This is a genomic window from Flagellimonas sp. (assembly GCF_965233845.1).
GTDB lineage: Bacteria > Bacteroidota > Bacteroidia > Flavobacteriales > Flavobacteriaceae > Flagellimonas.
Genome location: NZ_OZ247584.1, coordinates 445,323 through 457,797, shown reverse-complemented (window position 1 = coordinate 457,797; position 12,475 = coordinate 445,323). Strand labels below are relative to the sequence as shown.

15 protein-coding genes are annotated in these 12,475 nt (G+C 42.0%); 5 read left to right on the top strand and 10 right to left on the bottom strand.

The window, feature by feature from the left end; genetic code table 11:
• Positions 1-9: 9 nt before the first annotated feature.
• Positions 10-345 carry a gliding motility protein GldC gene (gldC, locus tag ACO6S0_RS02020; protein WP_420398813.1) on the bottom strand — a complete coding sequence of 112 codons (336 nt, stop codon included), beginning with the start codon at positions 343-345 and terminating at the stop codon, positions 10-12.
• Positions 346-1,317, bottom strand: coding sequence for a gliding motility lipoprotein GldB (gene gldB / locus ACO6S0_RS02015; protein ID WP_422350378.1), 972 nt, complete (start codon positions 1,315-1,317; stop codon positions 346-348).
• Between the two features lie 75 nt (positions 1,318-1,392).
• Between gldB and nadE the strand changes: the two genes are divergently transcribed.
• Entirely contained in the window at positions 1,393-2,181 is a 789-nt protein-coding gene (gene nadE / locus ACO6S0_RS02010; protein ID WP_422350377.1) for an NAD(+) synthase, read from the top strand.
• 154 nt (positions 2,182-2,335) lie between these two features.
• On the top strand, positions 2,336-2,965 hold the full coding sequence (locus tag ACO6S0_RS02005; RefSeq protein ID WP_420398810.1) for a response regulator: 630 nt from the start codon (positions 2,336-2,338) through the stop codon (positions 2,963-2,965).
• Between the two features lie 48 nt (positions 2,966-3,013).
• Here the strand turns inward: ACO6S0_RS02005 and dnaG are convergent, their stop codons facing one another.
• Both dnaG and ACO6S0_RS01995 read right to left on the bottom strand, forming a co-directional pair.
• Positions 3,014-4,987, bottom strand: a complete 1,974-nt coding sequence (gene dnaG / locus ACO6S0_RS02000; protein ID WP_422350376.1) for a DNA primase — start codon at positions 4,985-4,987, stop codon at positions 3,014-3,016.
• Positions 4,953-5,120, bottom strand: coding sequence for a hypothetical protein (locus ACO6S0_RS01995; RefSeq protein WP_422350375.1), 168 nt, complete (start codon positions 5,118-5,120; stop codon positions 4,953-4,955). The genes dnaG and ACO6S0_RS01995 overlap by 35 nt, the downstream gene beginning before the upstream one ends.
• An 80-nt stretch (positions 5,121-5,200) precedes the next feature.
• Between ACO6S0_RS01995 and ACO6S0_RS01990 the strand changes: the two genes are divergently transcribed.
• From ACO6S0_RS01990 to ACO6S0_RS01980, 3 genes are all read left to right on the top strand, one after another.
• Entirely contained in the window at positions 5,201-5,566 is a 366-nt protein-coding gene (locus tag ACO6S0_RS01990; RefSeq protein ID WP_422350374.1) for a DUF805 domain-containing protein, read from the top strand.
• A 57-nt stretch (positions 5,567-5,623) separates the two neighbouring features.
• Complete coding sequence (locus ACO6S0_RS01985) at positions 5,624-5,992, top strand: DUF805 domain-containing protein (RefSeq protein ID WP_422350373.1); 369 nt, start codon at positions 5,624-5,626, stop codon at positions 5,990-5,992.
• 64 nt (positions 5,993-6,056) lie between these two features.
• Complete coding sequence (locus ACO6S0_RS01980; RefSeq protein ID WP_422350372.1) at positions 6,057-6,299, top strand: zinc-ribbon domain-containing protein; 243 nt, start codon at positions 6,057-6,059, stop codon at positions 6,297-6,299.
• A 57-nt stretch (positions 6,300-6,356) separates the two neighbouring features.
• Here the strand turns inward: ACO6S0_RS01980 and ACO6S0_RS01975 are convergent, their stop codons facing one another.
• From ACO6S0_RS01975 to queA, 6 genes are all read right to left on the bottom strand, one after another.
• Complete coding sequence (locus ACO6S0_RS01975; RefSeq protein WP_422350371.1) at positions 6,357-7,427, bottom strand: hypothetical protein; 1,071 nt, start codon at positions 7,425-7,427, stop codon at positions 6,357-6,359.
• A 90-nt stretch (positions 7,428-7,517) separates the two neighbouring features.
• Positions 7,518-8,243, bottom strand: coding sequence for a hypothetical protein (locus tag ACO6S0_RS01970; protein WP_422350370.1), 726 nt, complete (start codon positions 8,241-8,243; stop codon positions 7,518-7,520).
• 8 nt (positions 8,244-8,251) lie between these two features.
• On the bottom strand, positions 8,252-8,821 hold the full coding sequence (locus tag ACO6S0_RS01965; RefSeq protein ID WP_422350369.1) for an RNA polymerase sigma factor: 570 nt from the start codon (positions 8,819-8,821) through the stop codon (positions 8,252-8,254).
• A 141-nt stretch (positions 8,822-8,962) separates the two neighbouring features.
• Entirely contained in the window at positions 8,963-9,940 is a 978-nt protein-coding gene (locus ACO6S0_RS01960; RefSeq protein ID WP_422350368.1) for a polyprenyl synthetase family protein, read from the bottom strand.
• A gap of 347 nt (positions 9,941-10,287) precedes the next feature.
• Positions 10,288-11,328: a 23S rRNA (adenine(2503)-C(2))-methyltransferase RlmN gene (gene rlmN, locus ACO6S0_RS01955; protein ID WP_420398799.1), complete on the bottom strand. Its 1,041-nt coding sequence runs from the start codon at positions 11,326-11,328 to the stop codon at positions 10,288-10,290.
• A 91-nt stretch (positions 11,329-11,419) separates the two neighbouring features.
• Complete coding sequence (gene queA / locus ACO6S0_RS01950; RefSeq protein ID WP_422350367.1) at positions 11,420-12,469, bottom strand: tRNA preQ1(34) S-adenosylmethionine ribosyltransferase-isomerase QueA; 1,050 nt, start codon at positions 12,467-12,469, stop codon at positions 11,420-11,422.
• Positions 12,470-12,475 lie beyond the last annotated feature (6 nt).

Genomic DNA, 12,475 nt, shown 5'->3' with positions numbered 1-12,475 from the left:
CCGGAACGGTTATTTCTTCAACTCAAGCTTTTCGGCAAAATAATCGCAAAAATCCTTCATGGTTGCCGTCATCTTTTCATCTTGCGTAGCCTTCATAAAAGTATCCGACATGGTTACCAAAGTCTGATGAAAGAAAACCTTCATTTCATCCACGGGCATGTCTTTGGTCCAAAGATCTATCTTTAGGGATTCTTGATTTTTACTATCCCAAACGGAAAGCATCATGGCCTTTGCTTCTTCGTGCTTTACACCACCGTCCTCGGCCGACCAATGCAATTCCTCTGGAACCCTATTTTCATCCAAGCCAACCGTTAATTTTATTTCTGAAGTATGTGCTATTGCCATCTATTTTCTTGGTTTGTAATTTGATTTCTTAAAAATTTCATCCGCAGATAAGGCCAACATTTGCTGTAAGTTTACCTCATTGTTGTCCATAAAGGCCCTTACTATTTGCCAACCCATATATCTTCCCAACTTCCCCGGCGACTCACTGTCCAACTCCAATTGAAACTTGGAGAACGGGGCAGGGTCTAAAAAACGCCTATCCAGTTTGGCATCTGTGCTATATAGCAGTTCCCGCTCCACAAAGTATCGCCATATTTGCTCCTCGTTGTTTTGGGCCCATGTAATATCTTCTTCGGAATAACCCATTTTTTGCCCATCTGAGGCATTGGGCAACAACCTGTCCTTTATGTATAACTCTTTTCCGTAATATATCATTCGGGATAAAAAAGAACGGTTTTTTGGATAATTCACCACCTTCTTTGCTATTGCACTGGCCACATCAGAAGTTAGATACCTCTTGTCCAGGTCAGCGGCCAGGTATTTTTGAATGCCTCTATAGAAGTGATGATTTGGCCCTAGATAATCATCCAGCCCCAATAACAAAAGCGTATCGGTTAGAATCACACGCTGGTCATATCTTACATCCGAAGTAACGGTCACCACCGCTGGTGGCTTCATCTCTGGAAAATAATATTTCATATGCCTAAAAAGGGATTCCAAATCTTCCGCCTCCGTTTTAAAATCCCCAAAAGCTTTGTGTACTTCTTGTGATAATTCCTTTTGGATGGTATCCGTAAGTTTGGCTTCCCAAATACTATCTGGAAACTGGGCAGGGAAGAGATAAGGGTATTTGGATTTTAGCTCCGGTAAATCTTGTGGATTGGCATTGGCGAACTCCCGATCAAAACGGGAGATGGAGAGCTCAATGGGTATTTTGGCTATCTCCTCCGCGGTTTTATCCTCATTTTTGCAGCCAACAACCAACGGAAGAAACAAAAGCCCCAAAACTGGCCATCCAAAGTAATCAAGCAAGCTCTTTATTTTTACCACTACAGCGTTTAAATTTACAGGGCACAAAGGTAAATTATTGAATCTAAAAAATAAGATATGCAAACTGAAAAGGTAATCGAACATATTGTTGACTGGCTAAAGGACTACGCCATCAAGGCCAATTGCAAAGGATTTGTCATTGGAGTTTCCGGCGGGATAGACTCAGCCGTTACATCTACTTTATGTGCTAAAACGGGATTGGACCTCTTATGTGTGGAGATGCCCATACATCAAGGTAAAAATCAGGTTACCCGGGCAGATAGGCATATTAATTGGTTAATTTCAAACTATCCCAACGTTGAACGGCAACCGGTAAATTTGACTCCAGTGTTCGACGGCTTGGTTGCCGCGCTTCCAGAAGTTGCAAACGAAGAAGAGCGATTTATGTCCTTGGCAAATACGCGAGCCCGACTGCGCATGACCACCCTGTATTACTTTGCGGCCTTAAAAGGCTATTTGGTGGCCGGAACTGGGAACAAAGTAGAGGATTTTGGCATTGGTTTCTATACCAAATATGGGGATGGAGGTGTAGATCTTAGTCCTATTGCCGATCTACTCAAAACCGAAGTGTATGCCCTTGGAAGTGTTCTTGGGGTTAACCAAGATATTATGGACGCAGCCCCTACAGACGGGCTTTGGGGAGATAGTAGAACGGATGAAGATCAGATTGGTGCCAGCTATCCAGAGTTGGAGTGGGCCATGCAAATGGACGATGAAGGAAAGACAGTTGACGATTTTTCTGACAGACAACGGGAAGTATTCGCTATTTTTAAAAAGTTTAATACTTCTAACAAGCATAAGATGATTCCGATACCAATTTGTGAAATTCCTGCAAGCCTAAAGTGACCTTTTGACCGAAAAAACCCAGCTTAAGACGAAAAAAACCCCAGAAATTCTAAGGTTTTAAGAAAAAAATTACAGTTTTACGTTCTCAATTTGTTAACTTGCCTGCTACGCCACGTAAGGAATTAAGTACTAAACAACGTAAAACTCAAACCAAATGATTAAAGTATTAATAGCTGACAACCATCCCATTGTTCGCTTGGGCCTTAAGCAGGTCCTGGAACATAGTTCAGATATTGAGGTCATTGCTGATGTTTCCACAACCTCGGAACTATTCGGAACATTGGAAGAAGTTTCCCCTGATGTAGTCATGTTGGAAATGGACATTCCCGAAATCAACGGGATTGCCACCCTAAGGAAGTTAAAACAAGATTTCCCCGCAGTAAAAACCTTAATGTATAGTGGACAATCAGAAGATGTTTACGCCCTGAGCACCATTCGGGCCGGAGCCTTTGGATATTTATCCAAAAGTGCCGACTTGGATTACATCATGACCGCCGTTAGAAAAGTAAGTGAAGGAAACATGTTCATCACCAATGAACTGGCCCAACGACTTGCTTTTGACGAAGGCACCCAAAAACCAAGAAGGTTCTTTAGAAAACTCTCTTCAAGAGAAGTGGAGGTCTTGAAACTCTTGGCCAGCGGAAAGCGAAACAAAGAGGTAGCCGAAGGCTTAAACCTCAACGAAAAAACGGTAAGTACGTACAAAGCACGTTTGATGAAAAAATTGAACGTGGACAACTTGGTAGACCTTTTGCAACAGGCAAAGGCCTTGGAATTGTACTAGTACCCCAAGCATAAAATTTGAAATCCCGGACGATTGTTCGGGATTTTTTTATGAAAGCACTCGATTCAATTTGGCGTTGAGAAGCTTGTTTAACTGGAGGTAGTTCACAATTTCCTCCAACACTTCAGAATTGTCACCATTACTACCTTCAGTGTCCTTTTGAAGTTTTTTTATCCGGTTTTTTATAAGGTTGCAGCGCAGGGTAAGAATGGTTTCGGCCACCAACTGGGCCACCCCCATTTTTTTGGCTTTGGGATAAATATCCTTGCGCTCCCAATCATGTAAGGTATAGCGCTCCTCCTCCATCAAAATGGAAGACACTTCATTGACCATTTCTTGATCCAAATTGGACAAAAAAGCATTTACCGTAAACTCCTCGCGCTCATTCAAATCCTCGATTAGCTTGTAGTAAATACTTCTAAATTGATCATTGGTCAGTTCAATTTCGTCTTCCTGAAGGTCCAGATACACTTTTTCATAGACTTTGGCCTCCACAATTTCCGGTTCCAAAACCAAGTCCCCCTCTTCATTTTCTTTCAATACCAAATCCTCAAATTCCTGTTTCTCGCTTCCGTACAACAACAACAATTCAATAATTTGCTTTTCCAGTTCGTACTGCACATCCACCTTCTCAACGGTCTGTTGGGATTTTACCACTTCAAAGGCTTTTTGCTCCTGTTTAAGCTTTTTGGTAGCATCCACAACCCCTTTTTTATCAATCTGGGCCAAGGTATTGTACAGCACCTCTTCTGAAATGTGCATTATTTTTGCGCATTCCTGAATGTAGATCTCTTTTTTGATTCGGTCGGGAATTTTGCTGATGCTATTTACAATATCCCTTACCGTATCCGCCCTTTTTATGGGATCGTTGGCCGCTTCTTCCGCCAAAAGCGAAGTTTTGAATTGGATAAAATCCTTGGCATTTTCCTCCAAGTACAGCACCAAATCCTCATAGGAATTGTTTTTGGCGAAACTATCCGGGTCTTCCCCTTCGGGGAAAGTACAGACCTTGACATTCATTCCCTGTTCCAAAATAAGGTCTATTCCACGCAGGGAAGCCCGTAAACCGGCAGCATCTCCATCAAAAAGTACGGTGATGTTCTTGGTAAGCCTATTGATGAGTCTAATTTGCTCAGGGGTCAGGGCGGTACCACTGGATGAAACCACATTCTTTACTCCGCTTTGGTAGAGTTGTATCACGTCGGTATACCCCTCAACTAAATAACAATTATCTTCTTTGGCTATGGATTGTTTGGCAAAATAAATCCCATAAAGCACCTTGCTTTTATGGTAAATTTCGCTTTCTGGAGAGTTCAGATATTTGGCAGCCTTCTTGTCGTTGGTCAGAATTCGCCCACCAAAACCCAACACACGACCACTCATGGAATGGATGGGAAACATGACCCTGCCCTTAAAGCGGTCAAATTTTCTGGATTCGCCCCCAGCCTGCTCCTTTACTATGGTGAGGCCTGTTTTTTCCAAAAACTCCAGTTGGTATGCCTTGTCCAAGGCTGCTTTGGTAAAGGCATCCCAGCTGTCCAAGCAATATCCGAGACCAAATTTTTTAATGGTTTCATCTGTGAACCCTCTTTCCTTAAAATACGTAAGTCCAATGGCCTTGCCCGATTCGGTTTCCCACAAGGATTCAGAAAAATAGGTTTGGGCGTACTCCGAAACCAGGTACATACTCTCCCGTTCGTTGGCCTGTTCTTTTTGCTCGTTGGTCTGCTCGGTCTCCTCTACCTCAATATTGTACTTCTTGGCCAAGTATTTAATGGCTTCTGGGTAGCTAAAGTGCTCATGTTCCATTAAAAAAGCCACCACATTCCCTCCTTTACCACTACTAAAATCCTTCCAAATCTGCTTTACGGGAGACACCATAAAACTAGGAGTCCGTTCATCCGTAAATGGGCTTAAGCCCTTAAAATTGGAGCCGGATTTTTTCAATTGGACAAAATCCCCAATGACCTCTTCCAGTCGGGCGGTCTCATAAACTTGATCTATGGTGGTCTTGGAAATCAAAGCTTGAATTTAAATAGCCTTTAAAGGTAGCGAAAAAACAAAATTTTAGCTGAAAAGCATCATCCATCAATTGAAAAGGGGCATCCATCAAACCAACCCCTTGAATTTGACCGGGTTTACCTACTTTTTCCATGAAATTTGGAGTCCAGAAACCAAAAAACGGGGCGGAACCGAAAAGCCATACGAGTAGGACAACCAACCAAAAACATAAAGATGAATTGGTATTTAAAAGTTTTAAAACAGTATGCAGATTTTAAGGGACGAGCAAGAAGAAAAGAGTATTGGATGTTCACCTTGTTCAATATCATTTTTAGTGGAATAGCCATTTCCCTGGACAATGCAACAGGGCTGGCGCAAATGGGTGTTGGCCCTATCTATGGACTCTACGCCCTTGCCCTGTTAATTCCTGAGCTGGCCGTAGCTGTAAGGAGATTACATGACGTTGGAAAGAAAGGGATAATGCTCCTTGTGGTATTGATTCCCGTTATCGGATCGCTTTGGCTGCTTTTCTTATTGGTCAAGGACAGCGACCCTAATGAAAATGCCTATGGGGCAAATCCCAAACTGATACCAGTGTAATTACCGCACAATTCAACCTCCACTCCCTTTTGCAACATAACCCTAAAACAATTAAAAATGGAATGGTATTTACAAGTCATAAAAAACTACGCAAATTTTAAAGGCAGGGCCCGTAGGGCTGAATATTGGATGTTTACTTTATTTTGTTTGTTCTTTAGCTTATTTGCCATTGCCTTGGACAATGTTTTTGAAATCGCCATAGCAAATATTGGTTTTGGGCCACTCTACATATTGTACGTACTAACGGTTTTTCTCCCTGCACTCTCGGCCACGGTCAGACGATTACATGATGTTGGCAAAAGTGGTTGGACACTTCTAATTCTGTTTATTCCCATTGTTGGGGTGCTTTGGGTTTTTATTCAGCTCGTAAAAAATGGTATTATGGAAGAAAACCAATATGGTCCATGCCCAAAAAAAGATGATTAAATAATCAAAATACTTTCTATCGAACCGGTAATTTGGGAAAGTTGTAATTTTCCCAAAAAACAGGATGATCCTCTTCTTCGGAACTAGACCGGGCAAAAAAGAAAGTAAAAACCTAACTGGGGTAAGCTGTCCGCATTGCGATCAATACGGAACCCTGACCTCCGTTTCCCAAACCAACTACTTTCATTTGTTCTGGATTCCTTTATTTAAAATAGGCACTAACAGCTTTGCCGAATGTTCCCATTGCAAAAGAGGGTTTTATAAAGAAGAGTTTTCCGCAGAAATGGAAAGGGCCATTAACCCATGAAAAAAGAGCGCAATCCGAATATGGAAATTCTGGATGTGCGCTCGAATTGATAGTTGGTTATAAATCGAACCTTAGGCCCAGGGAAATATTATGTTGTTCCACATCCGCATCCTTAAAAATGGGATTCAAGTCATATTTTACATATAGAAGAATCTCGTCGAAGCCAACATACCCGCTAATCCCATATATTAAATCGCTGGTATTGTAATCCCGCTTAAATTTGTCCTTTACATTTTCTCCATCGCGTGAATATTTAAGCTTCTGCCGTGTTCCCAAGTTAAATCCCCCATAGCCTCCAACGCCCATCCGGAATTGGTTTTGAATGGAGTAACGGATGCTTTTTTCGGTTTCTCGAAAACGGGAAGGACCAAATTCAAAATGTACGGGAAAGACCAGGTTATCCATCCGAAGCTTGGATTTGTCCAATTCAAACTCAAATTCCTCTAAAACCGTTTGATCTCCATTTTTGACAAAAATTTGGTTGTCATCCGGTTTTAAACCATTAAACTGAAATGAAAAACCATAATTGAAGCGCAACCAATTGGTATGCTTAAAAACACGGGTTCGCCATTGCCATCCCATTTCAAAAAAGCGACTGCCACCTACCTTATATGGGGAATCATCCAAGGATTGCCCGTCAATCAAGGCATTGTTGAGTCCAATGGCAAATACTGGGTCAGAATAGGTTCTTCGATCATATTTAATATCATCTTTCCATCTTCTGGAATTGGTAAAGAAAATGGGTTCCCCATCAATACGAATTGAAAAACCGTCTTCGTCGTCCCATCGGTCCCGTTCATCTGCAATGGTCAAGGTTTCCCCTTGATTTCGCTCCAAAAGTGAAATTTGGTGGTCAATAATGGCTACCCTGTTTTCTATGTTCAGCGCTCTCTTTTTTGCGGCTTCTGCCTTTAAAACTTTGGCTTCTTCCCCACTTAAATCTCCTCGCTCCAATCGCCTATTGATGTTTTCGACCTCCTCTTTTAGCGCATCTTTTTCCTGTTGGGTTATTTTTTCCTTCTTTTCCCTTAAATCTTCAATTTTCCGTTGATAAGGTTCTTGTGCCATCAGGTTTTGTGATAGCAACAGCAAAACAAGTGCTGCCAAGTAAAAGGTAATTGTTCTCATGATTGTTTTGATTTACCCCTCCCAATCTCCCCTCCCGGACTATTCCAGGAGAGGGAAACCAAAAAGGTATTTTTGATTGATGAATAAGTTCTAGTTGTTTCTGTCTGCTACAGCGGTTCGTAATTTGAAATACCCATCCTTGAGCGCATCAAATATCTGATCTCTAAAAGAGGCATCCAGTTCGTCTTCAACTTCGGTTAGGAGGGCCATGGCATCTACCGAGCCACTTTCGTCAAACAATTTTTCCGTTAGAATTTCTTTCTGGGCAGCACGTAGCAACGAGTCCACTTCAGCGTCGGTCACTTGCGCGTTAACTGATTCCAAGAGCTGAACCTGGGCCATTACTTCATTTACTTTTTGGGCGATTAGGGGGTCGGTTTCTTGTATTAGATCACTTTGAATGGATTGTTTGGAAGCTACTTCCGCTTCATCTAAGGGCATGGATCTCAAAGGTTGATTTTTCTCTCCTTGTTCTTGCAAGTTTTCGGTATCATTTTCAGTAACCGCCAGCACAGATTCCGCTCCGTTCTTATCCACAATTTCTGTTTGCCCTTCCAAGGCTGGGATTACGGGGCGCACATGCAAGTTTTCATCAACCACCTGCGCAGGCTCACTTTTTTCACCAGATGCAAAAAAGAAAACGGATGCCAAAAGCAAACCCACAAACCCAGCAGCAATGGCATATACGTATTTTCTCTTGGGCTTTGTAGCACCAGGGGTATCCAACTGGTTTGAAATTTTGTCCCAAGCTCCTGGAGATGGCTTGATTTCCCGATTTCCCAGTTTGTCCTTGATATGTTTTTCCAGTTTCTCCATAACTCCTTCTATTTTTGTCTAGACAGTGCTCGACTAGTCATTCCTTGTAGTTTTAAATTCTCCTGCAGCATTTTCCGAGCCTTGAACAATTGTGATTTTGAAGTACCCTCGGATATTTGCAACATTTCCGCTATTTCGTGGTGCTTGTAGCCTTCAATGGCATACAACAAAAACACCATTTTATACCCCTCTGGTAAATTATCTATCAGCTGCTGCACATATTCCACGTCCAAAATTGAGGACTGTTCTTCCGATTTTTCTGCCTGCTGATAGGCTTCATCATCATAAACCACGAATTGTTTTTTCCGTAAAAAGGAAATACTCTCCCTCACCATTATTTTCCGAATCCATCCCTCAAAACTGCCCCTGTGTTCAAAGGAAGCCAGATTGCGAAAAACTTTCACAAACGCACTGACCATAACATCCTCCGCAAACTGCACATCCTTTATGTATTGGCGACATACGCCCAACATTTTGGGGGCAAATTTTTCATAAAGCAACTTCTGACAATTGGAATCGCCAGAAATGGCCTTTTTGATCAGTTGCTTCTCGTTCGTATATAATGACACGATTTTCAACAGTGGTTCTCGTTTAGTTTGTTATAAAGATAGACGAGGCATTTTTCAAAATGGTTGCCTCTTTGGAAATTTTAATGGTATATAGTTGCAGAATGAGCGCTTTAAACCTTCTAGCATCTAGCATCTAGCATCTAGCAAAATCTATTTTTTACGATCCACAACGTAGTTGACCATCAAAGTAAGCGCACTCTTGTATTCGGAATCTGGGTAGTTGTCAAGCAAGGCCAGCGCCTCATCCTTAAAAGCCAGCATTTTGGTAACGGCGTAATCCAATCCGCCCATTTCCTTTACATAGGCTATGACTTCTTTTACCCTGTTCTTGTTTTTGTTGTGTTTTTTGATGGAATTTATGAGCCAGCGCTTCTTGTCTTTATCACTTTGATTTAAGGCATAAATGAGCGGAAGGGTCATTTTTTGTTCCTTGATATCGATTCCGGTTGGCTTTCCGATTTTCTCCTCGCCATAATCGAACAGGTCATCCTTTATCTGAAAGGCCATTCCGCACAGTTCCCCAAACCGTCTAAAAGTTTCCACTTCCTCTGAATCCGGTTTAACCGAGCATGCCCCCATACTACAGCAGGCAGCAATCAAAGTCGCTGTTTTTTGTCTGATGATATCATAATAGACCTCTTCGGTGATATCCAAAAGTCGTGCTTTTTCAATCTGAAGGAGCTCACCTTCGCTCATGTCCCTTACTGCGTTGGAGATGATATGCAAAAGGTCATAATTCTTGTTCTCGAGGGCCATCAAAACTCCTTTGGAAAATAAAAAATCCCCAACCAATACGGCAATTTTGTTTTTCCACAGGGCATTTATAGAGAAGAAACCTCTTCGCTTATGGCTGTCATCCACCACATCATCATGAACCAAACTAGCGGTATGAATCAATTCAATGATGGAGGCACCGGTATAGGTTCTTTCGTTGACATTTCCCCCATTGATCAACTTGGCGGTCAAGAAAACGAACATGGGTCGCATCTGCTTCCCTTTTCGGTTCACAATGTAAAAGGTAATTCTGTTGAACAATGCCACCTTAGAGGACATGGATTTGAGAAACTTCTCCTCAAATAGTTGCATCTCCCGTTCAATAGGTTCCCTAATTTGTGAAACTACCTTCAAAACTTAGACGTTAGTAAATTTGGTTTTGGACGCTAAAAGTAGGGAAAATGAAAGAGTTCAGCACTGGATGCCCTAAGTTTTAAGATGGGTGGTTTAAAGCGTCGACAAAATACCGTTGACAATTATCAACAAACTACTATTTAAAGGTGTTGGATGTTTGGTGTTTGGTGTTTGGTGCTTGGCGTTCGGTGTTGGATGATGGATGTTTGGTGATGGGTGATGGGTGATGGGTGATGGGTGATGGGTTAAAACTAAATGTTTGGTGTTTGGTGCTTGGTGCTTGGTGCTTGGTGCTTGGTGCTTGGTTAAAATTAACTGTTTGCTGTTAACTGCTAACTATTAACTACTTACTGCTTATTGGCCAACTGTCCACATGCAGCATCAATGTCCTTGCCCCTAGAGCGACGAACAGTCACCGTAATCCCATTTCGCTCCAATGTCTTTTTGTACATTTCCACAGCGGCTTCCGATGCTTGCTGGAACTCCCCATCATCAATGGGATTATACTCGATAAGGTTCACTTTGGAGGGCGCAAATCGGCAAAATTTGACCAAGGCATCCACAGCCTCTTGCGTGTCGTTGATTCCCTTCCAGACCACATACTCGTACGTAATCCGGTTTTTGGTTTTTTGATACCAATATTCCAAGGCCTCCCTAAGATCTTTTAAAGGAAAAGTGGCATTAAAGGGCATAATGGATGTTCTCACTTCATCTATGGCAGAATGCAAGGATACCGCCAAGCTGAATTTTACCTCTTCATCCGCCATTTTTTTAATCATTTTGGGCACACCTGAAGTTGAAACCACAATTCTTTTTGGCGACATGCCCAGTCCTTCCGGGGAAGTTATTTTTTCAATGGCCTTGAGCACATTGTTATAATTCATCAAGGGTTCCCCCATCCCCATAAAAACAATATTGCTTAGCGGACGATCAAAATACAATCGACTTTCATTGTCTATGGCCACTACTTGATCGTAGATTTCGTCAGGATTTAGGTTCCGCATTCTTTTAAGACGGGCGGTTGCACAAAATCTACAATCCAAGCTACAACCTACCTGGCTGGAAACACAAGCTGTTGTCCTAGTCTCAGTAGGTATCAACACGGACTCCACCACCAATCCATCGTGTAGTCGGACTGCATTTTTTATGGTCCCATCCGAACTACGCTGCATCTGATCCACCCTTATGTGATTGATTACAAAATGATCCTCCAACATTTGGCGTGTTTCCTTAGAAATGTTGGTCATTGCATCAAAAGAATGCGCAGATTTTTGCCAAAGCCATTCGTACACCTGATTCCCACGGAAAGCCTTATCCCCTTGGGAAACGAAGAAATCCCGGAGTTGTTCCTTGGTCAATGCCCGTATGTCCTTTTTTTTGGTTTCCACCGTTTAAAGATAGTCAAGAAAAATCCCGAGAAGCAATCTACTACTCGGGATCAATTACTTAAGGTTCCTTTGGATAAGGAACTATTTTATTTTAGATGACCAACATAGCGTCCCCATAGGAGTAGAATCTGTACTGCTCCAAGATGGCCTGTTTGTACGCTTTTTTCATCAAATCGTGACCAATAAATGCCGAAACCATCATCAAAAGAGTGGATTTTGGCAAATGGAAGTTGGTAATCATGCAGTTAGCAATGCTAAAATCATAAGGTGGGAAAATAAACTTGTTTGTCCACCCTTCAAAGGTGTTCAATGAATGTTCCGATGAAACCGCACTTTCCAAACCACGCATCACCGTAGTTCCAACAGCACATACCTTTCTTTTATTTGCCTTGGCGTTGTTAACCACTTCCGTTGCCTTTTCGTCAATGACCAATTCCTCACTGTCCATTTTGTGCTTGGACAAATCTTCTACTTCAACGGGATTGAAAGTTCCCAATCCAACGTGTAGGGTTACCTCGGCAAAGTCAATGCCCTTGATCTCCAATCTTTTCAACAAATGTTTGGAGAAGTGTAAACCTGCGGTAGGAGCAGCCACAGCACCTTCGTATTTGGCATAAATGGTTTGGTAGCGTTCTTCATCTTCCGGCTCCACATCTCTCTTTATGTACTTGGGAAGCGGAGTTTCTCCCAACTCGCGAAGTTTCCTTCTAAAGTCAGTATACGATCCATCATAAAGGAAACGCAATGTTCTTCCCCTTGAGGTAGTATTGTCTATAACTTCGGCCACCAAGCTTTCATCATCCCCAAAATATAATTTGTTTCCAATTCTGATTTTTCGGGCTGGATCAACCAAAACATCCCAAAGCCTTTGCTCTTGATTTAATTCCCGTAACAAAAACACTTCTATCCTTGCACCGGTCTTTTCTTTGTTTCCATAAAGTCTTGCCGGAAAAACCTTGGTGTTGTTCAAAACCATTACATCTCCCTCGTCAAAATAATCGATCAGGTCCTTGAACATTTTGTGCTCAATTTTACCGGTTTCCCTATGAATCACCATGAGTTTGGACTCATCCCGATTTTCAGCAGGGTATTCGGCCAATAGTTCCTTAGGTAATTCAAAGTTGAAGTTTGATAATTTCATGTAGAC

Bases quoted from the DNA above. Each gene is read 5' to 3' on its own strand.
- gldC (WP_420398813.1), bottom strand. From the start codon at position 345: ATGGCAATAGCACATACTTCAGAAATAAAATTAACGGTTGGCTTGGAT.
- nadE (WP_422350377.1), top strand. From the start codon at position 1,393: ATGCAAACTGAAAAGGTAATCGAACATATTGTTGACTGGCTAAAGGAC.
- ACO6S0_RS02005 (WP_420398810.1), top strand. From the start codon at position 2,336: ATGATTAAAGTATTAATAGCTGACAACCATCCCATTGTTCGCTTGGGC.
- ACO6S0_RS01995 (WP_422350375.1), bottom strand. From the start codon at position 5,120: ATGGAAAAAGTAGGTAAACCCGGTCAAATTCAAGGGGTTGGTTTGATG.
- ACO6S0_RS01990 (WP_422350374.1), top strand. From the start codon at position 5,201: ATGAATTGGTATTTAAAAGTTTTAAAACAGTATGCAGATTTTAAGGGA.
- ACO6S0_RS01985 (WP_422350373.1), top strand. From the start codon at position 5,624: ATGGAATGGTATTTACAAGTCATAAAAAACTACGCAAATTTTAAAGGC.
- ACO6S0_RS01980 (WP_422350372.1), top strand. From the start codon at position 6,057: ATGATCCTCTTCTTCGGAACTAGACCGGGCAAAAAAGAAAGTAAAAAC.
- ACO6S0_RS01975 (WP_422350371.1), bottom strand. From the start codon at position 7,427: ATGAGAACAATTACCTTTTACTTGGCAGCACTTGTTTTGCTGTTGCTA.
- ACO6S0_RS01970 (WP_422350370.1), bottom strand. From the start codon at position 8,243: ATGGAGAAACTGGAAAAACATATCAAGGACAAACTGGGAAATCGGGAA.
- queA (WP_422350367.1), bottom strand. From the start codon at position 12,469: ATGAAATTATCAAACTTCAACTTTGAATTACCTAAGGAACTATTGGCC.